Origin of the sequence: Streptomyces sp. NPDC002870 (assembly GCF_042888505.1) — a bacterium.
Classification (GTDB): domain Bacteria; phylum Actinomycetota; class Actinomycetes; order Streptomycetales; family Streptomycetaceae; genus Streptomyces.
The window spans coordinates 344,520-364,277 of record NZ_JBIAPW010000003.1; the positions used below are offsets into that span (position 1 = coordinate 344,520).

17 protein-coding genes and 3 tRNA genes are annotated in these 19,758 nt (G+C 70.8%); 12 read left to right on the plus strand and 8 right to left on the minus strand.

The genetic code is table 11. The features are described 5' to 3' along the window. The first annotated feature begins 96 nt into the window (after positions 1 to 96). The 5 genes from ACFYWY_RS06235 to ACFYWY_RS06255 all read left to right on the plus strand — a co-directional run bounded on the left by ACFYWY_RS06235 (position 97) and on the right by ACFYWY_RS06255 (position 8,473). Entirely contained in the window at positions 97 to 2,436 is a 2,340-nt protein-coding gene (locus tag ACFYWY_RS06235; protein ID WP_389180458.1) for a DNA polymerase III subunit gamma and tau, read from the plus strand. A 60-nt stretch (positions 2,437 to 2,496) separates the two neighbouring features. Then, entirely contained in the window at positions 2,497 to 3,747 is a 1,251-nt protein-coding gene (gene purD / locus ACFYWY_RS06240; protein WP_389180460.1) for a phosphoribosylamine--glycine ligase, read from the plus strand. A 212-nt stretch (positions 3,748 to 3,959) separates the two neighbouring features. Further along, entirely contained in the window at positions 3,960 to 5,780 is a 1,821-nt protein-coding gene (locus ACFYWY_RS06245; RefSeq protein WP_389180463.1) for a hypothetical protein, read from the plus strand. Between the two features lie 200 nt (positions 5,781 to 5,980). Beyond that, a complete protein-coding gene (locus ACFYWY_RS06250; protein ID WP_389180466.1) occupies positions 5,981 to 7,441 on the plus strand; it encodes a N,N-dimethylformamidase beta subunit family domain-containing protein in 1,461 nt (486 codons plus the stop codon). Positions 7,442 to 7,558: 117 nt separating this feature from the next. Next, positions 7,559 to 8,473: a phosphoribosylaminoimidazolesuccinocarboxamide synthase gene (locus tag ACFYWY_RS06255; RefSeq protein ID WP_389180469.1), complete on the plus strand. Its 915-nt coding sequence runs from the start codon at positions 7,559 to 7,561 to the stop codon at positions 8,471 to 8,473. Between the two features lie 82 nt (positions 8,474 to 8,555). On the opposite strand, the gene ACFYWY_RS06260 is transcribed toward ACFYWY_RS06255, so the two are convergent. From ACFYWY_RS06260 to ACFYWY_RS06295, 8 genes are all read right to left on the minus strand, one after another. Beyond that, a tRNA-Gly gene (locus ACFYWY_RS06260) sits at positions 8,556 to 8,628 on the minus strand. A gap of 21 nt (positions 8,629 to 8,649) precedes the next feature. Continuing rightward, on the minus strand, positions 8,650 to 9,258 hold the full coding sequence (locus ACFYWY_RS06265; protein WP_389180472.1) for a DNA-binding response regulator: 609 nt from the start codon (positions 9,256 to 9,258) through the stop codon (positions 8,650 to 8,652). Continuing rightward, a complete protein-coding gene (locus tag ACFYWY_RS06270) occupies positions 9,255 to 10,523 on the minus strand; it encodes a sensor histidine kinase (RefSeq protein WP_389180475.1) in 1,269 nt (422 codons plus the stop codon). The genes ACFYWY_RS06265 and ACFYWY_RS06270 overlap by 4 nt, the downstream gene beginning before the upstream one ends. Then, positions 10,496 to 11,260, minus strand: a complete 765-nt coding sequence (locus ACFYWY_RS06275) for an ABC transporter permease (RefSeq protein ID WP_389180478.1) — start codon at positions 11,258 to 11,260, stop codon at positions 10,496 to 10,498. Before ACFYWY_RS06275 ends, ACFYWY_RS06270 begins: the two co-directional genes overlap by 28 nt. Position 11,261: 1 nt before the next feature. Beyond that, positions 11,262 to 12,179, minus strand: coding sequence for an ABC transporter ATP-binding protein (locus ACFYWY_RS06280; protein ID WP_389180481.1), 918 nt, complete (start codon positions 12,177 to 12,179; stop codon positions 11,262 to 11,264). A 140-nt stretch (positions 12,180 to 12,319) separates the two neighbouring features. After that, a tRNA-Gly gene (locus ACFYWY_RS06285) sits at positions 12,320 to 12,392 on the minus strand. Between the two features lie 80 nt (positions 12,393 to 12,472). Further along, positions 12,473 to 12,544 (minus strand) — tRNA-Gly (locus ACFYWY_RS06290). Positions 12,545 to 12,645: 101 nt separating this feature from the next. After that, the gene (locus ACFYWY_RS06295; protein WP_389180484.1) at positions 12,646 to 12,981 is read right to left on the minus strand and encodes an Lsr2 family protein; all 336 of its coding nucleotides are present in this window, start codon (positions 12,979 to 12,981) and stop codon (positions 12,646 to 12,648) included. Positions 12,982 to 13,273: 292 nt separating this feature from the next. Between ACFYWY_RS06295 and purS the strand changes: the two genes are divergently transcribed. From purS to ACFYWY_RS06330, 7 genes are all read left to right on the plus strand, one after another. Continuing rightward, positions 13,274 to 13,519, plus strand: a complete 246-nt coding sequence (gene purS / locus ACFYWY_RS06300) for a phosphoribosylformylglycinamidine synthase subunit PurS (RefSeq protein ID WP_215092426.1) — start codon at positions 13,274 to 13,276, stop codon at positions 13,517 to 13,519. Next, on the plus strand, positions 13,516 to 14,196 hold the full coding sequence (gene purQ, locus ACFYWY_RS06305) for a phosphoribosylformylglycinamidine synthase subunit PurQ (protein WP_389180489.1): 681 nt from the start codon (positions 13,516 to 13,518) through the stop codon (positions 14,194 to 14,196). Before purS ends, purQ begins: the two co-directional genes overlap by 4 nt. Beyond that, positions 14,193 to 16,442 (plus strand): phosphoribosylformylglycinamidine synthase subunit PurL, encoded by a 2,250-nt coding sequence (gene purL, locus ACFYWY_RS06310; RefSeq protein ID WP_389180492.1) that lies wholly within the window; start codon positions 14,193 to 14,195, stop codon positions 16,440 to 16,442. Before purQ ends, purL begins: the two co-directional genes overlap by 4 nt. A gap of 101 nt (positions 16,443 to 16,543) precedes the next feature. Beyond that, entirely contained in the window at positions 16,544 to 17,047 is a 504-nt protein-coding gene (locus tag ACFYWY_RS06315; protein WP_389180495.1) for an ArsR/SmtB family transcription factor, read from the plus strand. A gap of 27 nt (positions 17,048 to 17,074) precedes the next feature. Further along, on the plus strand, positions 17,075 to 17,935 hold the full coding sequence (locus tag ACFYWY_RS06320; RefSeq protein ID WP_389180498.1) for a M23 family metallopeptidase: 861 nt from the start codon (positions 17,075 to 17,077) through the stop codon (positions 17,933 to 17,935). 45 nt (positions 17,936 to 17,980) lie between these two features. Next, positions 17,981 to 18,772 carry a sterol carrier family protein gene (locus ACFYWY_RS06325; protein ID WP_389180501.1) on the plus strand — a complete coding sequence of 264 codons (792 nt, stop codon included), beginning with the start codon at positions 17,981 to 17,983 and terminating at the stop codon, positions 18,770 to 18,772. Between the two features lie 134 nt (positions 18,773 to 18,906). Further along, the gene (locus ACFYWY_RS06330; RefSeq protein ID WP_389180504.1) at positions 18,907 to 19,725 is read left to right on the plus strand and encodes an META domain-containing protein; all 819 of its coding nucleotides are present in this window, start codon (positions 18,907 to 18,909) and stop codon (positions 19,723 to 19,725) included. Positions 19,726 to 19,758 lie beyond the last annotated feature (33 nt).

Consider the following 19,758-nt stretch of genomic DNA (forward strand, 5'->3'; position numbering starts at 1 on the left):
GCGGGCCCCGGCGGACACTGGCCCGGGATCCGCCCGGCATCGGCAGACACCGGCGGGCGGCGTCGCTTGTCAGTAGGCCCCGATAACCTCGTAGGCGTGTCGTCCCTTGCGCTGTACCGCCGCTATCGCCCCGAGTCGTTCGCCGAGGTCATCGGGCAGGAGCATGTCACTGACCCGCTGCAGCAGGCCCTGCGGAACAACCGGGTCAATCACGCGTACCTGTTCAGCGGGCCGCGCGGTTGCGGCAAGACGACCAGTGCGCGCATCCTCGCCCGCTGTCTGAACTGCGAGCAGGGGCCCACGCCGACGCCGTGCGGTGAGTGCCAGTCCTGCCGTGACCTCGCGAGGAACGGGCCGGGGTCGATCGACGTCATCGAGATCGACGCCGCTTCGCACGGTGGTGTGGACGATGCTCGTGATCTCCGGGAGAAGGCCTTCTTCGGGCCGGCGAGCAGCCGGTACAAGATCTACATCATCGATGAGGCGCACATGGTCACCCCGCAGGGCTTCAACGCTCTGTTGAAGGTGGTCGAGGAGCCGCCGGAGCATCTCAAGTTCATCTTCGCGACGACCGAGCCGGAGAAGGTCATCGGCACGATCCGGTCGCGTACGCACCACTATCCGTTCCGGCTGGTGCCCCCGGGGACGTTGCGCGAGTACCTGGGCGAGGTGTGCGGCAAGGAGAACATCCCGGTCGCGGACGGCGTGTTGCCGCTCGTCGTGCGGGCGGGCGGGGGGTCCGTACGTGACTCCATGTCCGTCATGGACCAGCTGCTGTCGGGCGCGACCGAGGAAGGTGTGACGTACGCCATGGCCACCGCCCTCCTCGGGTACACGGACGGGTCGTTGCTCGACTCGGTCGTGGACGCCTTCGCGGCGGGCGACGGGGCCGCTGCCTTCGAGGTCGTGGACCGGGTGATCGAGGGCGGCAACGACCCACGACGCTTTGTCGCCGACCTGCTGGAGCGACTGCGGGACCTGGTGATCCTGGCCGCCGTGCCGGGCGCGGGGGACAAGGGGCTCATCGACGCCCCGGCCGACGTGGTCGAGCGGATGCAGGCGCAGGCGTCCGTCTTCGGGGCTGCCGAGCTGAGCAGGGCCGCGGATCTGGTCAATACCGGACTGACGGAAATGCGTGGCGCCACCTCGCCGCGGCTGCAGCTGGAGCTGATCTGCGCGCGGGTGCTGCTGCCCGCCGCCTTCGACGACGAGCGGTCGGTGCAGGCGAGGCTGGACCGGCTGGAGCGGGGGGCGACGTTCTCGACCGGGGGGCCGGGGCCGGCGATGGGGTACGTCCCTGGGCCCGAGGCCCAGGCCCACGCGCCGGTGCCGCATGCACCGTCCGTGCCGCACGCACCGTCCGTACCAACCGCGTCGTCCGCACCTACCGCACCGCAGGGCGGCGGGCCGGCCGTCGCACGTCCAGCCGCCCAGGCACCCGCGCCCGCCTCACCGGCTACGCCCGCGTCCACACCCACGCCGGCTCCCGCTTCCGACCCCGTCGCTCCCCCGGCAGAGCAGCCGCCCGCCGGTCAGCGCCCCGGCGCCTGGCCCGCCGCGGCCTCAACCGGGTCTGGGGGCGGGCGGCGGACCGGCGGCTGGCCCACGGCGTCGAGCCCTGGTCAGGGCGGCGGCCGCCCCCCCGCGCCCCAGCCTGCCGCTGCACCCGCCCCGACCGCAGAAGCACCCGCCCCCGCCCCGGCCGCGCCCAGTGCCGGCCAGGCTCAGGGTGCCGTACAGGTACGGAACATGTGGCCGGACATTCTGGAGGCAGTGAAGAACCGCCGCCGCTTCACCTGGATCCTGCTCAGTCAGAACGCACAGGTCGCCGGCTTCGACGGCACCACCCTCCAGCTCGGCTTCATCAATGCCGGTGCCCGTGACAACTTCACGACCAGCGGCAGCGAGGAAGTACTGAAGCAGGCGCTCGCCGAGCAGTTCAACGTGCAGTGGAAGGTCGAGGCGATCATCGATCCCTCGGGCGGAGTGGGCGGCCCCGGCAGCGGTACGCAGCCCCCGTCCGGCGGCGGTGGTGGTGGCTACGGCGGTGGTGGCGGCGGCGGTCACGGCGGTGGCAGTGGCGGCGGTTACGGCGGCGGCCGGACCTCGTCGGCCCAGCCCCCGCAGGCCTCCGCAGCCCAAACGCCCCGCCCCGCCCCGGCAGCCCCCCAGGCACCTCAAGGCTCACAGACCTCCGCGACTTCCCCGGCAACCTCGGCATCCCAGTCCGCTCCGGCCTCGCATGCCTCCGCCCCCGAGCCCTCGCACGCCCCCGCGCGCACCCAGCACGCTCCGCACACCCCGCCCCCGGTCGCCCCCGAGGACGACGTGCCGGAAGAGGACGACCCCGACCTCGTCGACTCCGCACTCTCCGGCCACGACCTGATCGTGCGTGAGCTCGGCGCCACGGTCGTGGAGGAATATACGAACGAGTAGGGGAGGCCGCCTCGGAGGCCCGTACAGGTCAGCCACCCCCGGGCGGATAGGCTGGCTGCCGTGAAGGTCCTCGTCATCGGCGGCGGCGCCCGCGAACACGCCCTGTGCCGCTCTCTCTCCCTCGATCCCGACGTCACCGCTCTGCACTGCGCGCCCGGAAACGCCGGCATCGGCGAGGTCGCCCAGCTGCACCCGGTCGACGCCCTGGACGGCGCGGCCGTGGCGCTGCTCGCCACCGAGCTGGCGGCCGAGCTCGTCGTCGTCGGCCCCGAGGCGCCGCTCGTCGCCGGGGTCGCCGACGCCGTACGCGCCGCGGGCATCCCCTGCTTCGGCCCCTCACGCGAGGCGGCCGAGCTGGAGGGCTCCAAGGCCTTCGCCAAGGACGTGATGGCAGCGGCCGGAGTGCCCACGGGACGCAGCTATGTCTGTACGACGCCCGAGGAGATCGACGAGGCCCTCGACGCCTTCGGCGCTCCGTACGTCGTCAAGGACGACGGCCTCGCCGCCGGCAAGGGCGTCGTCGTCACCGACGACCTCGCCGCCGCCCGCGAGCACGCGCTGGCCTGCGAACGCGTGGTCATCGAGGAGTTCCTCGACGGCCCCGAGGTCTCCCTCTTCGCCATCACAGACGGCCAGACCGTCATCCCCCTGACGCCCGCCCAGGACTTCAAGCGCGCACTCGACGGCGACGCGGGCCCGAACACCGGCGGCATGGGCGCGTACTCCCCCCTCCCATGGGCCGACCCCAAGATGGTCGACGAGGTCATGGCGACCGTCCTCCAGCCCACCGTCGACGAACTGCACCGCCGCGGTACGCCCTTCTCCGGGCTGCTGTACGCGGGCCTCGCGATCACGAGTCGCGGCGTACGGGTCATCGAGTTCAACGCCCGTTTCGGCGACCCGGAGACCCAGGTGGTCCTGGCGCGTCTGCAGACCCCGCTCGCGGGCCTGCTGCTTCACGCCGCCCAGGGCACCCTCGACCTCGAGCCGCCGCTGCGGTGGCGTGATGACGCCGCCGTGACCGTGGTCATCGCCTCGCACAACTACCCGGACACCCCGCGCACCGGCGACCCGATCGAAGGCCTGGACGAGGTCGCGGCCAAGGATGCGCCCCATGCCTATGTCCTGCATGCCGGGACCAGGCGGGACGGCGACGCGATCGTGAGCGCCGGCGGCCGGGTGCTCTCGGTCACCGCGACCGGAAAAGACCTGACGCAGGCGCGTGAGCGCGCGTACAAGGCCGTGGCCCGGATCCGGCTGGACGGTTCCCAGCACCGTACGGACATCGCGCGCAAGGCCGCCGGGGAGTGAACCCGTAGCGCCTGAGAGCCGTCATCACCTTTGACCAAAGCCATTCCATCGAGTGACGGCTAGGCCATCCGGATGACGCCCGTCGGAGCCCCAACTAGGGTGCGGCGCAGGCGTTCCGGCACTTGGCCCACCGGCATTGCGATGTCACTGGCGGGTGCCACAGTGGGGGAGTGAGCAACACCGTCGCAGGGCAGAGGGGGTGAGGTCCGGCCGTGTCCGGTACCAGTATCGGTGAGTCGATGGGCGCGCAGGCCGCGCGCTCCCGAGCTCTCGCCGTGCTGCGCACCCGCAGCAGGGCGGTGGCCGTGGCGCTGCTGCCCGCGGCCGTGGCCGTCGTGCTCCTCGTCGGCGGCGCCACGGGGCGTATGAGCGGCCAGAGTTGGGACGCCGCGCGCTGGGCCGTGTCGGTCTTCGCGGTGGTCGTGCTGCTGCTCGCCGCGGCGGTCGCGGCCGTGGTCGTACGAGCGAGCCCGGCCCTCAGCCCGACCGTCGAACTCTCGGAGCGGGCGGCCCCCGATCTGTACCGGCTGGTGCGGGATCTGGCCGAGCGCCTGGAGGTGCCCGCGCCGTCCGCGTTGGCGCTCACCCCGGACTGCGACAGCTGGCTCGAGGACCGTTCGCACCCGGCCCATGCGATACGAAGCGGGCGCCGACGTCGCACCGCCGAGGCGCCCGTGCTGGTGATCGGCTCGCCGTTCCTGTGGTGGATGCGGGTCGCCGAGCTGCGGGCGGTGCTGGCGCCGGTCGTCGCCGGGACCTCTCCCTCCGCGCACCCCGACATAGCCGCGGCCCGCCGTTTCGTACGGGGCCTGGACGCGGCGGTCGCCGTCGCCGCCGACCCCGGCCGCGGGCCGACAGGCAAGGTGGCGCTCGGCCTCGTCGGAGGGATAACCCGACTGCTGCTGCGCAGCTGCCAGGTGCATGCAGCGGAGATGGAGCGGGGTGTCGCGACCGCAGCGTCCGAGCGTGCACAGGCTGTGGATTACGGTCTGCGGATCGTCGCCCAGGAGCAGGTCGGCCTCGCCTACGCCGGCTGGGACCGGCTGCTGACCCGGGTCGCGCTGCCCGCCTGGCGGATGGGCCGCTGGCCCTCCCGGCTCGACGCCGGCGTCGTCTCCGCGCTGACCGAGCTCTCCCGCCGCGACCGCCTGGCCGAGGGCTTCACCTCCCGGCTCGGCGAGCGGCCCGCCTGTGACCTGCTGGAAGAGCCCGGCGCGGTCGACGAGGCCGCGTCCCTGCTGGCCGCGCGACTCTTCCACGGGGGCCCGGCCGAGGCGGGCCCCGACTGGTCCCCGGTTGACTGGCAGCAGTACCCGGAAGAGGTCGTCGACCGGAAGTGGCGTACGGAAGCGGCCCGCCTCCACCGGGTGCTCGACGACCTGGGCGTGCCGCCGTCGGCCGGCCCGGACGGCCCGACGCTCGCCCGGGTGATGGACCATCTGTCCGGCCGGGGCGCCTCGACCATCCACAGCGGTGAGGCCGCCAAGACCGCCCCGACCGCCCGCAGTGGCGAGGCCACCGTCACCTCAGACGCCACCGTCACCGCTGACACCGCTGACACCGCTGACACCGCTGACACCGCTGATGCCGCAGACGCCGCAGACACAGACGGCACCGCCGACAGCACCGAGGCCGGCGACACCCTGGCGGCCGGGATCAGCGCGGAGGTCGCGCGCGAGGAGGCCGCCCGCGAGGAGGCAGCGGCTTCGCCGGCCCCCAAGAGCCCGGGCGACGCCATGAACGGCTGGGGCGCGGACCCGCTTCCCCTCTTCCCGTTGCAGCCGCCCCGTACCGGCCGCGAGCTGCTCGCCGACCATGTCACCGCGATGGTCTGCTGCGCCGCCGTGGACACGGCGGGCGCGACCCCCGGCCTCGACTGGCTCGACGGCCCGGCTCTGCTGATCAACGGCGAACGCCGCGCGGATCTTGCCGCGCGGGTCCTGAGCCTGACCGAGGACGGCGACGCGGCCCCGCTCCGCACCTGGCTCTCCGCCCTCGGAGTCCGCCCGGAAAAGCCGGTGCGCCTGGTGTGACCCCGCCACCCCCGCCACCCCCGCCACCCCCATCACCCCCGGCGGGCCCACGGCCACCTCGCACACCGGAACCCTGCGCTCCGTTCACGTCAATTCGCGACGAACGGTGACGGACTGCGTGCGTTATGTGATGTGCTGGAGACCGACGCTGAACAGTCGGCGCATCACAGTTGTCCCAGGGGATCGAGGGAGGGCGCGGCATGGGGGCAGACCAGATCCGGCGATGGGAATCGGGCGCCCTCGCCCACGCCGTGACCGACCCTTTCGGTCAGGGCCCCCTGCCCTGGCTCCGCGGCAGCGAGCACTATTTCGACGACACCGGCCAGGTCGTCCCCTGGTACGTCGACCCCTCCCTGGCCGGCGGCCGCTCCGGCGGGCCACGCACCGCCGATGACGTACGCCGTCAGATCAAGGGCTTCACGTCCACCGGCGCCGCCGCTCCCGGCGAGGCGATCGACTTCCACATCACTGTGGACCCGCCCCAGCAGTTCTCCGTCGACATCTACCGCATCGGGCACTACGCGGGTGACGGCGCCGCCAAGATCACTACCAGCCCCCGCCTCTCCGGCATCGTCCAGCCGGCCCCGCTCACTGCCCAGCGCACGGTCTCCTGCCACCACTGGTGGCTCTCCTGGCGGCTGCAGATTCCTTCCTACTGGTCCATCGGCGCCTACGTCGCCGTGCTCACCACCGCCGACGGCTACCGCTCCCACATCCCCTTCACCGTCCGCGACGACCACCCCGCCGACCTCCTGCTGCTCCTGCCGGACATCACCTGGCAGGCGTACAACCTCTACCCCGAGGACGGCCACACCGGCGCCAGCCTCTACCACGCCTGGGACGAGACGGGCCGCCTGCTCGGCGAGGAGGACGCCGCGATCACGGTCTCCTTCGACCGTCCGTACGCCGGCGCGGGCCTGCCCCTCCATGTCGGCCACGCCTACGACTTCATCCGCTGGGCCGAGCGGTACGGCTACGACCTCGCCTACGCCGACACCCGCGATCTCCACGCCGGCCGCGTCGACCCCACCCGCTACCGCGGCCTGGTCTTCCCCGGCCACGACGAGTACTGGTCGGCCCCCATGCGCCGCACCGTCGAACTCGCCCGCGACCACGGCACCTCGCTCGTCTTCCTCTCCGCCAACACCATGTACTGGCAGGTCGAGCTCTGCCCGTCCCCCTCCGGGGTCGACGACCGCCTGCTCACCTGCCGCAAGCGCCGCAGCCCCGGAAAGTCCGCTCTGTGGCGCGACATCGACCGGGCCGAGCAGCAGCTCCTCGGTATTCAGTACGCGGGGAGGGTCCCCGAGCCGCACCCTCTTGTCGTACGGAACGCGGACCACTGGCTGTGGGATGCGACGGGCGCCACCGAGGGCGACGAACTGCCCGGCCTGGTCGCCGGCGAGGCCGACCGCTACTTCCCGCGCACCGCTCTCCCCGAGCACCGGGGACGGATCCTGCTGGCCCACTCCCCGTATCAGGACAGCGAAGGCGCCGTGCGCCACCAGGAGACATCGCTGTACCGCGCGCCCTCCGGCGCCCTGGTTTTCGCGTCCGGCACTTTCGCCTGGTCACCGGCGCTGGACCGGCCGGGCCATGTCGAGACCCGCGTCCAGCGGGCGACCGCCAACCTCATCGACCGCATCTGCAAACGGGACTAGCGCCCCATCTGCCAACGCGATCGGTACGGCCAGGACCGACCTGGACCCCCTGACCGGGCCCGCCCTCCCCGCATACGGGAGAATCGAGGCGATCAGACAGAACCACGGGGAGGAACCGTGTCCGGATTCGTCGAAAAGCCCGAGCCGCTTCAGGTTCCGGGTCTGGTACATCTGCACACCGGCAAGGTGCGCGACCTGTACCAGAACGAGGCGGGCGACCTCGTGATGGTCGCCAGCGACCGCATCTCCGCCTACGACTGGGTGCTGCCCACCGAGATCCCCGACAAGGGCCGAGTCCTCACCCAGCTGTCGCTGTGGTGGTTCGAGCGTCTCGAGGACATCGTCCCGAACCACGTCCTGCGCACCGACCTCCCCGAAGGCGCCCCCGCCGACTGGGCCGGCCGCACCCTCGTCTGCAAGTCCCTGCGCATGGTCCCGGTCGAGTGCGTCGCCCGCGGTTACCTCACCGGCTCGGGCCTCGCCGAGTACAACGAGACCCGTACCGTCTGCGGGCTCGCGCTGCCCGAGGGACTCTCCGACGGCTCCGAGCTCCCCGCCCCGATCTTCACGCCCGCCACCAAGGCGGCCGTCGGCGACCACGACGAGAACGTCAGTTACGAGGAAGTGGCTCGCCAGGTCGGCGCCGAGACCGCCGCCCAGCTGCGCCAGACCACCCTCGCCGTCTACAGCCGGGCCCGCGACATCGCCCGCGACCGCGGCATCATCCTGGCGGACACCAAGTTCGAGTTCGGCCACACCGCCGCAGGTGAAGAAGGCGACCGGCTGGTGATCGCGGACGAGGTGCTGACCCCGGACTCCTCGCGTTTCTGGCCCGCCGCGACCTGGCAGCCGGGCCGCTCCCAGCCCTCGTACGACAAGCAGTACGTCCGCGACTGGCTGACCTCGCCCGCCTCCGGCTGGGCCCGCAGGAGCGAGCAGCCGCCGCCGGCCCTTCCGCAGGAGATCGTCGACGCGACCCGCGCCAAGTACATCGAGGCGTACGAGCTGCTGACCGGCACGAGCTGGTCGTAGCCACGAAGGCTGGTCGTAGCAACGAAGGCTGGTCGTAGACATGAAGAAGGCCCCGGTCGTGGTGACCGGGGCCTTCAATCTGAGCGGACGACCAGGTTCGAACTGGCGACCTCAACCTTGGCAAGGTTGCGCTCTACCAACTGAGCTACGTCCGCATGCGCCGTGCGCGGAGACCACTATACCCAACCTCGCTCCCGTGCGAGACGTACCGCCGTGTACCGATTTTCGGCCCCCAGCTTGGAGGCGGCCGAAGAGAGGTAGTTCCGAACGGTCCCCTGGGACAGCGAGGCCCGCTCCGCGATCTCCGCGACCGGTGCCCCTTCCGCAGCCAGTTCCAGCACTTCCGCCTCGCGGGCGGTCAGCGGCGAGTCCCCCGCGGAGATCGCGTCCGCCGCCAACTCCGGGTCCACATAACGGTTTCCGGCGTGCACGGTACGGATGATCTCCGCCAGCCGCTGGGCGCTGACCGTCTTCGGGACAAAGCCCCGAACGCCCGCAGCCAGCGCTCTCTTCAGGTGCCCGGGCCGTCCGTGACCGGTCACGATCATCGTCCTGCATTCGGGCAGTTCGGCACGGAGGGATGTGGCCACGCTCACACCGTCCGGGGCGGGCATCTGAAGATCGAGGACTGCGACATCGGGCCGGTGGGCCCGCGCCATGGCGAGGGCCTCGGTGCCCGAGGCCGCCTCGGCGACCACCACGAGATCGTCCTCGAGCGCGAGCAGCGCGGCCAGTGCGCCGCGGATCAGATGCTCGTCATCGGCGAGCAGTACCCGTACGGTCACACCGCCTCCTCCATGTCCTGTCCAGTCCGCTGTCCCAGTGGAACGCGGGCCGTCAGACGGAACCGCCCGCCCCCCGCCGGCCCCGCCTCCAGCGTGCCGTCCACGGCGGACAGCCGCTCGCGCAGGCCTGCCAGGCCGGAGCCCGGGGTGCCGGCTGCCGCCTCGGCCGCCCCGTCGTTCTCGACGACCAGCACCACCGCGTCGTCCGCGGTGCGCAGCGATATCGTGCAGCGCCGTGCGTCCCCGTGCCGCAGCACGTTCGTCGTGGCCTCACGGACCACCCAGCCCAGCGCCGACTGGACGCCCACGGGCAGCTCCGCGTCCCCGGACCGGACCGTGCAGCTGATCCCGGCCGCCGCCAAGACGCCCCACGCGCCTTCCAGTTCGACGCTCAGATCCGCCTCCCGGTAGCCGCGCACCACGTCCCGTACCTCTCGCTGCGACTCCTGGGCGATGCGCTGGACCTCGGTCATCTGGTCGACTGCCTCCGGCCGCCCGCGTCGTGCCAGCTGCACCGCCAGCTCGCTCTTCAGCGCGATCACGGCGAGATTCCGGCCCATCACGTCGTGCAGATCGCGGCCGAAGCGCAGCCGCTCCTCCGCGACCGCAAGCCGCGCCTGTACGTCACGCGCCTCCCGCAGCTTCCACATCACTGCCAGCACCCACATGGACCAGCGGGCCGTGAAGGCCATCCACCCGTTCATGAAGCCGGTGGTCACGACGGCGAACACCACCTCATCGGCCGTGCGCCCGGTCAGCGAAACCATCCCGCACACCACGGCCAGCACCGCGAGCTGGATCACGGCCGTGGTCCGGTTGCTCGTGAGCAGGCTGTGGACGGCCAGGAAGGGCGCCAGCGCCGCCGCCAGCATCGTCGGCAGCAGCCCGGTCAGATCGACCGTCGCCCCCAGCGCCACCACGGCGGCCGTCGTCCCGGCCGTCACCGCTGCCGCCCTTGAGACCAGCCTCCGGGGCACCTGCCCCTGCCCCAGATAGGCGTCCATCGCGTGCCGGGCGAGCTGTCCGCAGAGCACCCCCTCCGCGATGGCCAGCACCGAGGCGGTCCCGACCAGGACCAGCTGCCAGTCCTCGTGGAGGGGCCGGCCCAGCAGCAGCAGCGTCAGCCCGAGGACGCCCACCCACACGATCAGATGGACCGTGCCGCGCGTGTAGAGGTCCACCTTGGCAAGCCCGCTGCGACCGCTCCAGCCCTTCACCCGCACAAGCACCCCCTCAGTCAGCGGCGCGGCTCCCAGCGAAACCACCGCTGGACAGCAAACACCGAGATCGCGGTCCAGGCCAGCGTCGTCAGGGCGGCGCCCAGCAGGTCCCCGGGCTCGGCCCCGCCCAGCCATCCGGCCCGTACGAGCGTCATCACCCCGGTCAGGGGCAGCAGTTGGCAGACCGACGCGACCTTCTCCGGCAGCACCTCCAGGGGTACGAAGAGGCCGGAGCCCACCATCGAGATGACGAACATCGGCATGGTGGTGATCTGCGCGCTCTCCACGGTCTGGGTCACCGCGGATGTCACAGCCGCGAGTGCGGTCAGCAGCACCGTCCCCAGCGCCACACCCAGCACCAGCAGTTCGGGCCGCTCCGGCACTCCCAGGTTCAGGAACGCGACTCCCGCCACCACCAGCAGTACGCACTGCGCGAGCGCGAGACCGGCGGCGGGCAGCGCCGTCCCGACGAGGATCTCGCGGTCCGGCACTTCCCCCGTACGCAGCCGCTTGAGCACCAGCTCCTCGCGCCGCGTCACATAGGCAGAGACGAGGTTGAGATGGACGACGAGGATCAGCACCATGCCGATCGCGCCGGTCATCGCCGCCTCTGCGGCGCTCATCCCGGCCTTGACGGGATCGATCTGGTCCAGCGACGACTTCACCGCCGCCGCCATCGCCCCGGGGATCAGCAGTGCCACGCTGAGAGCGGTTCGGTTCCGCAGGAGGAGAGTCAGTTCAGCCCGCCCGAGGGCGCTCAGTCGTCCGGCCGTCGCAGTCATGTCACACCCCCGCCGTCTGAGTCTGCGCGATGTCGAGGAAGGCCTCTTCCAGCGAGGCCGAGCGGGCGTCGAGCTCTTCCAGCCGTACGTCCGACTCCTTTGCCCACAGCAGCAGTTCACCGAGCGAGTTCTGCAGGTGGTGCGTACGGATCTCGATCCGCCGGTCGGCCGCCGCGGCCCGCAGCGAGAGCGGCAGCCGCCCCGCCGCCACCCCCTCGGGCAGTACGAAACGGATGCGGGCGGGCCGGGCCGCCGTCACCTCGGCAGGCGTTCCCGTGGTCACGATCCGCCCCCGGTGCATGATCGCCAGCCGGTCGGCCAGCGACTCGGCCTCCTCCAGATAGTGCGTGGTCAGCAGCACGGTCGTGCCGCCCTCCCGCAGCGCACGCACCAACTCCCAGGTGTCGCGTCGCCCCTCCGCGTCAAGACCGGCCGTCGGCTCGTCGAGGAAGAGCACCTCGGGCCGCCCGAGCAGCGCCAGCGCCAGATCCAGCCGCCGCCGCTCTCCGCCCGACAGCTGCTTGACCCGTACGCCGGAGCGCTCCGCGAGCCCCACCAGCTTCAGCGCCTCCCCGGTGGGGCGTGCCCCGCTGGTGCACCCCGCCCACATCCGGGTGGTCTCTGCGACCGTCAGGTCGGAGGGGAAGCCGCCCTCCTGGAGCATCACGCCGATCCGGGGCCGCAGGGCGGCGCGCTCGCGGCGGGGATCGTGGCCGAGTACCCGCACCCGCCCGTCGTCGGGGGCGGCAAGGCCCTCCAGCAGCTCGACCGTGGAGGTCTTGCCCGCGCCATTGGTTCCGAGCAGCGTGAAGATCTCGCCGCGCGCCACAGAGAAGGAGATCCCGCTCACTGCTTCGAAGCCACCGGCGTAGATCCGCCGCAGCCCTTCCGCCTCGATCACGTACTCGTCGCTGGTCATGACTCAAGGCTTCCGCCGGCCAGGAGCGGCGGGCAGTGCGCGCTGTCACCGGCTCCGATGACAAATGTCATCGGGGGGCCACACCCGTCGAGCGCATACGACGAAGGCCCCGGTCGAATCGACCAGGGCCTTCATCTCTGAGCGGACGACGAGATTCGAACTCGCGACCCTCACCTTGGCAAGGTGATGCTCTACCAACTGAGCCACGTCCGCATTGCTGCCGCTCAGCTCTCACTGGGCGGTGCGTCCACCACTCTACCTGATCCACATCAGTGGCCGGTAAAGCGATGCAGAGCGGGTGACAGGAATTGCACACTGCGCCTTCCCCCTGGAAGGGGGATGTTCTACTACTGAACTACACCCGCACGCTACGTGAGACGGGGCCTTGCGGCCTCGCCCTCCGGCGTGCTCCAGACTCTAGCCGAAGCGCAGGGGTGCAGCGCAACTCGGATCCGCTCGGTGCCCCTCAACTGGCTTGGCGGAAGGCCTCGTAGACCCGCTTGGGAATGCGGCCGCGGGCCGGCACGTCCATCTTGTTCGACTGTGCCCAGGCCCGAACGGCCGCCGGGGCGGGCTCGAGCGAGGTGTGCCGGTAGGTGACGCGGGTCTTGTCACGCTTCCCGGCGTTTGTCTGCTTCCGGCCGGCCGCCATGTACGGGGCCAGGGCCTTGCGCAGTTTCTTTGCATTGGAGGGATTGAGGTCGATCTCGTACGACTTCCCGTCCAGGGCGAACGCGACCGTTTCCGCCGCATCTCCGCCGTCGATGTCGTCGGAGAGCGTGACCACTACTCGCTGAGCCACGGATATCGGTCCTTTCCTGCGGTATCACCGGTTCTGCATGCTGTTGTGAACATGCGGCGATACCGACTTTGCGGATGCTGAGGGGCAATGCTGCTTTCCTCTGTATTCCTTTGTACAGCGGCAGGCGGCGCATTGTGAAGCCCAGCCAATTACATGCGCGTGTCCGGGGCAATGGGTGACTCGATATTTTCCCCGGATTTTTGTCGCGCGTTCTCCGGATATCTACCCGCGTAGATTTTTCGGCCGGGTACGCTGAGGGAACCGCCCTCGCAACACACCACCGGGAGTGCCCGTGGCACGCGTCGTAGTCGACGTCATGCTCAAGCCCGAGATCCTCGACCCCCAGGGACAAGCGGTGCAGCGTGCACTGCCGCGCCTCGGATTCGACGGGATCGCGGACGTTCGTCAGGGAAAGCGCTTCGAGCTGGAGGTGGAGGGGCCGGTCGACGACGCCGCCCTCGCCCGCATCCATGAGATGGCCGAAACGTTCCTCGCCAACACCGTCATCGAGGACTTCGTCGTGAAGGTGGAGTCGTGACCTCTCGTATCGGAGTCGTCACATTCCCCGGCACGCTCGATGACCGGGACAGCCTGCGCGCCGTACGTCTCGCGGGCGCCGAGCCGGTCTCGCTCTGGCACCGCGACAAGGACCTGAAGCAGGTCGACGCCGTGGTTCTCGCCGGAGGTTTCTCCTACGGCGACTATCTGCGGGCCGGAGCTATCTCCCGGTTCTCGCCGGTGATGGAGACGATCATCGACCAGGCGAAGGCCGGGATGCCGGTTCTCGGCATCTGCAACGGCTTCCAGATCCTCACCGAGTCGCATCTGCTGCCGGGCGCGATGCTTCAGAATGACCATCTGCACTTCATCTGCCGTGAGCAGAAGCTGCGGGTGGAGACGAGCGAGACGGCCTGGACCGCGGACTACACCGCCGGCCAGGAGATCTCGGTCCCGCTGAAGAACATGGACGGGCGGTACGTCGCCGACGAGCGCACGCTCGACGAGCTGGAGGCCGAGGGCCGGGTCGCCTTCCGCTACGTGGACTTCAACCCGAACGGTTCGCTGCGCGACATCGCCGGCATCACCAACGCCGCGGGCAATGTCGTCGGCCTGATGCCGCACCCGGAGCACGCCGTCGAGCCGCTGATCGGCATGGGTGGCACCGACGGCCTCGGTTTCTTCACCTCGATCCTCAAGAAGCTGGTCAACGCATGACTCTTGACACCGTCAAGCACGCGGCCGGGACCCCGGACGTCGAGCAGCCCTGGGCCGAGCTCGGTCTCAAGCAGGACGAGTACGCGCGCATCCGGGAGATCCTGGGCCGGCGTCCCACCGGTGCCGAGCTCGCCATGTACTCCGTGATGTGGTCCGAGCACTGCTCGTACAAGAGCAGCAAGGTCCACCTCAGGCAGTTCGGCGAGAAGATCCCGGAGAACGACGCGATGCTCGTCGGCATCGGCGAGAACGCCGGCGTCGTGGACGTCGGCCAGGGATACGCGGTCACCTTCAAGGTCGAGTCGCACAACCACCCGTCGTACATCGAGCCCTACCAGGGCGCGGCCACCGGCGTCGGCGGCATCGTCCGCGACATCCTTGCCATGGGCGCCCGCCCGGTCGCCGTCGTCGACCCGCTGCGCTTCGGCGCTGCCGACCACCCCGACACCAAGCGCGTCCTGCCGGGCGTCGTCGCGGGCATCGGCGGCTACGGCAACTGCCTCGGCCTGCCGAACATCGGCGGCGAGGTCGTCTTCGACTCCTGTTACCAGGGCAACCCCCTGGTCAACGCGGGCTGCATCGGCGTGATGAAGCACGAGGACATCCACCTCGCGCAGGCCTCGGGCCCCGGCAACAAGGTCATCCTGTACGGCGCCCGCACGGGCGGCGACGGCATCGGCGGCGTCTCGGTCCTGGCGAGCGAGACGTTCGATTCGACCGGTCCCGCCAAGCGCCCCGCCGTCCAGGTCGGCGACCCCTTCCAGGAGAAGCTCCTCATCGAGTGCACGCTCGAGATCTTCAAGGAGAAGCTGGTCGCGGGCATCCAGGACCTCGGCGGCGCGGGCCTGTCCTGCGCGACGAGCGAGCTGGCGAGCGCCGGCTCCGGCGGTATGCGCGTCGAGCTCGACACCGTCCCGCTGCGTGACGCGAGCCTCTCGCCCGAGGAGATCCTCATGAGCGAGTCGCAGGAGCGCATGTGCGCGATCGTCGAGCCCGACAAGGTCGAGCGCTTCATGGAGATCTGCGAGAAGTGGGACGTCATCGCCACCGTCATCGGTGAGGTGACCGAGGGCGAGCGTCTGGAGATCTTCTGGCACGGTGAGCAGATCGTCGACGTCCCGCCGCGGACCGTGGCTCACGAGGGCCCGGTGTACGAGCGTCCCTACGCCCGTCCCGAGTGGCAGGACGCGCTCCAGGCCGACGACGCGAACAAGCTTCCCCGGCCGGCCGGCTCCGCCGAGCTGCGTGAGCAGGTCCTCGCCCTGGTCTCCTCGCCGAACCAGGCGTCGAAGTCCTGGATCACCGACCAGTACGACCGTTTCGTGCAGGGCAACACCGTGCTGGCCCAGCCCGAGGACGCGGGCATGATCCGGATCGACGAGGAGTCGAACCTGGGCGTGGCCATGGCGACCGACGGCAATGGCCGGTACGCGAAGCTCGACCCGTACACGGGCGCGCAGCTCGCGCTGGCGGAGGCGTACCGCAATGTCGCCGCATCCGGCGCGAGGCCCCTCGCGATCTCGGACTGCCTGAACTTCGGCTCGCCCGAGGACCCGGCCGTCATGTGGCAGTTCGCGGAGGCCACGCGCGGTCTCGCGGACGGCTGCCTCCAGCTGGGCACCCCGGTCACGGGCGGCAACGTCTCGCTCTACAACCAGACCGGAGAGGTCGCGATCCACCCGACGCCGGTCGTGGCGGTCCTCGGTGTGATCGACGACGTCAACCGCCGCACGCCGATCGCCTTCAAGGAAGAGGGCCAGCTCCTCTACCTGCTGGGCGACACGCGTGAGGAGTTCGGCGGCTCGGCCTGGTCCCAGGTGATCCACGACCACCTCGGCGGACTGCCGCCGGCCGTGGACCTGGACCGCGAGAAGCTGCTCGGCGAGATCCTGATCTCCGCCTCCCGCGACGGCATGATCGACGCGGCGCACGACCTGTCGGACGGCGGTCTGATCCAGGCCGTGGTCGAGTCCTGCCTGCGCGGCGGGAATGGCGCGCGGCTGATCGTGCCCGACGCTCTGGACGCGTTCACCTTCCTGTTCAGCGAGTCGGCGGGGCGCGCGGTCGTCTCGGTGCCGCGCAGCGAGGAGCTCCGCTTCAACGACATGTGCGGGGCGCGGGGTCTGCCGGTGACGCGGATCGGCGTCGTGGACGGGGAAGAGGTCGAGATCCAGGGCGAGTTCGGCATCGCGCTGAGTGAGCTGCGTACGGCGCACGAGGAGACCATTCCTGGCCTTCTTGTCTGACGTCTGCTGCTCCGACGTCTGCTGAGCCCCTGCCCCTCTCGGGGTGGGGGCTCAGTCGTTTCCCCCTTGCGTGAGATTACGTAACTACGTATATTTGCAATATGGATCTGGAGGAGCGCGTCGCCGAGCTGGAGCGCCGGTTGTCGGCGCTGGAGAGCGCGGGACCGGCTGAGGCGCCGAAGCTGACCGGAGGCGACTTCTGGGCACTGGAAGGCCTCAAGCAGCAGCTCGCCGTGGCCGAGGCGCCGGACGGCGGTGTGCTGTTCACGGGGTCGGTGCGACTGCCCACGCAGGAGCGGTACGAGTGGCAGTACGGTGCGCTCACGGACGGCCTGCTCGCCGCCGACTGGGAGCAGACCGCGGAGTCCTTCGCGGCGCTCGGCAATGCCGTACGACTGCGGCTGCTGCGCGAGATCCTCGGCGGCCGGCGTACGGCTGCCGAACTGACCGAGCTCGAAGGGCTCGGCACGACGGGCCAGATCTACCACCATCTGCGCCAGCTGACCGGTGCGGGCTGGCTGCACACGCCGAGCCGCGGCCGCTACGAGGTGCCGGGCACCCGGGTGGTGCCGCTGCTGGTGGCACTGGTCGCCGCGCGCCCGTGAAGACGTAATCGCCAAGGGGGAACGAGTATGTCCGTCCGTAAGCTGCTCATGATCATCTACCGCTGCTGCATTGTGGCCTTCATCGCCCTGGTCGTCGTGGCGACTCTCACCGGTCTGCCCCTGGCATGGGTCTGGCTGCCGGCGGCACTGGCGGTCGCCATCGCCCTCGGGATGAGCCGCAAGGCCCGCGCGGAACAGGCTGGGCGGCCGCCCGCCGTCGAGGTGGACGCGCCGGTGGCGGGTCGCTGGTCGGCGCTGAACAGCCCCGCGGACAAGGTCCCGAGCCATGGCACGCACGGCTACGGACAGACGTACGCGATCGACATCGTGGCCGAACCGGAAGGGCTCCCGGAGACGAAGGACGCCTCTCGTCCCGGCTCCCGTCCCGCCTCCCGTCCCGCCTTCCGCTGGCTGTGGCCCGTCGTCCGCAGCAGCCGCGACTTCCCGGCCTTCGGCGCCCCGCTGCTCGCGGTGGCCGACGCCACCGTCGTCCGCGCGACCGACGGCCAGCGCGACCATCTGAGCCGCAACTCCCTTCCGGCGCTGGTCTATCTGATGCTCGTCGAGGCAGCCGTACGGGAGATGGCCGGCGCCACGCGCATCACGGGCAATCACATCGTGCTGGACCTCGGGGACGGTACGTACGCGATGTACGCGCACCTTCAGCGAGGCTCGCTCGCCGTCCGCGAAGGCGACCGGGTACGGGCCGGACAGCAGCTCGCCCGCTGCGGGAACTCCGGCAACTCCACCGAGCCGCATGTCCACTTCCAGCTGATGGACGGCCCGGACCTGGACACGGCGCGGGGCATCCCGTTCCGGTGGCGGGGCATCGGAGTTCCGAGGAACAGAGAGCCGTTCACCGCCGGGGAGCCGGCGCTGCCCGCCTGAGAAGTGACCCCGCCGCTGTCGTACCCAACCCTTAATGTCGGTCCCATGCCACCGGCCAAGAAGCGCACCCGCGCCTACGACCCCGCCAAGATCCGTACCGCCGTTCTCGCCCAGTTCGGGCATGTACGGCAGGCGGTGGACACCCTCACGCCCGAGCAGTTCGCGCTGCCCACCCGGCTCGGGGACTGGACCGTGCGCGAACTGACCGCGCACATCGCCCTGGTGGCCGGCCTCGTAGCCCGCTACCTCACCCTGCCCGAGCCGGAGAAGGCGGACGTCGGCCTGCTGGACTGGCCGTTCGCGACGGTCACGGCCGCCGGGCAGGTCGACGAGGACACCAGGGCCTTCGCGGCGGCCTCCGAGCCCGGCGAGTTGTTCGCGCGTACGGCGGCCCGGCTCGAAGAGCTGCTGCCGGCCGCTTCCGAGAACCGGCTGGTGGCGATGCGATTCGGCGGGATGCGGCTCGGGGACTTCCTGGTCACCCGGACCGTCGAGCTGATCGTCCACACCGACGATCTGAACGCGGCGACCGGGCTGGACATCCCGTACGACCGCAATGCGCTCGCGGCCTGCACGCGCCTGCTCGCGGACGCGCTCGCGGTCAAGGCGCCGGGGGCGTCCACGGAGGTGAGGATTCCGCCGTTCGCCGTCGTGCAGTGCGTCGAGGGGCCGCGGCACACCCGCGGCACCCCGCCCAATGTCGTCGAGACCGACCCGCTGACCTGGATCCGCCTCGCCACCGGTCGTACGGGATGGGCCGAGGCCGTCGGCGCGGCGAAGGTCAGCGCGAGCGGCGAGCGCGCCGACCTTTCTGGGCTGCTCCCGATCCTGGGATGACGGCGGCGATCGGGTCGGGAGAGCCGGGAGAGCCGGGAGAACCGGGGGAATCGGGGCGACCGGCCCAACCGGCGCAACGGGGCCAACCGGCGTAACCGCGGGAACCGGAGCTCCGCCGCCCCCGTCCCATCGGTATGCGTAACCAGCTGAGCATTCCTGTCACCGCCCTGGCCATCCTCGCCCTCGCAGCCTGCGGCACGGAATCGGGTTCCGGATCCGGTGCCGGCGGCGACGGAGACGGATCGGTCACGACCGATCTGCCCCTCACCGGCGTCCACTGGTCCGTCGACAGCGTGACCGTCGACGGCAAGAAGTCCGCGGCCCCGGACGGCGCGCACGTCGAGATCACCAGCAAGGGCCGCGCCCAGGGCAACTACGGCTGCAACCACTTCGGCGCCGACGTCAAGGTCGACGGCGACACGATCACCGTGAGTCCGGGCGAGATGACCGAGATGGGCTGCGCCAAGGACATCCAGGGCTTCGAGAACGCGCTGCGGACGGCCTTCTCCGGCAAGCTCAAGGCGAAGATCGCCGACGAGAAGCTCACTCTGACCACCGAGAAGGGCGACTCCATCGCCCTCACCTCCGAGCGCCCGGCGCCGCTGGTCGGCACCAAGTGGACCGTGAACTCCCTCCTCTCCGGCGAGACCGCCTCCTCGCTGCCCCCCGGCACGGAGAAGAACGCGTATCTGACCTTCGGCAAGGACGGTTCGGTACGCGGCAGCCTCGGCTGCAACACCTTCACCAGCACCGCGAAGATCTCCGGCTCCACGATCACCTTCGACCGCCTCGCCACCACCCGGCGGATGTGCGCGGGCACGGCGATGACGCTGGAGAACCACCTGCGGGGGGTTCTCGACGGCAAGGTGACGTACAAACTGCAGCACCGCGGCCTGACCCTCACCGCGGCGGACGGCAAGGGACTGGCCGCGACGGCGGCGCCTGCGAAGTGATCAGACGGGGCGAGCCCGTCCTGACGGGCGCGT

Excerpts from the sequence above, each read along its gene's own strand:
- ACFYWY_RS06250 (WP_389180466.1), top strand. The coding sequence starts at position 5,981 with ATGGGGGCAGACCAGATCCGGCGATGGGAATCGGGCGCCCTCGCCCAC.
- ACFYWY_RS06275 (WP_389180478.1), bottom strand. The coding sequence starts at position 11,260 with ATGACTGCGACGGCCGGACGACTGAGCGCCCTCGGGCGGGCTGAACTG.
- ACFYWY_RS06280 (WP_389180481.1), bottom strand. The coding sequence starts at position 12,179 with ATGACCAGCGACGAGTACGTGATCGAGGCGGAAGGGCTGCGGCGGATC.
- purL (WP_389180492.1), top strand. The coding sequence starts at position 14,193 with ATGACTCTTGACACCGTCAAGCACGCGGCCGGGACCCCGGACGTCGAG.
- ACFYWY_RS06315 (WP_389180495.1), top strand. The coding sequence starts at position 16,544 with ATGGATCTGGAGGAGCGCGTCGCCGAGCTGGAGCGCCGGTTGTCGGCG.
- ACFYWY_RS06320 (WP_389180498.1), top strand. The coding sequence starts at position 17,075 with ATGTCCGTCCGTAAGCTGCTCATGATCATCTACCGCTGCTGCATTGTG.
- ACFYWY_RS06325 (WP_389180501.1), top strand. The coding sequence starts at position 17,981 with ATGCCACCGGCCAAGAAGCGCACCCGCGCCTACGACCCCGCCAAGATC.
- ACFYWY_RS06330 (WP_389180504.1), top strand. The coding sequence starts at position 18,907 with ATGCGTAACCAGCTGAGCATTCCTGTCACCGCCCTGGCCATCCTCGCC.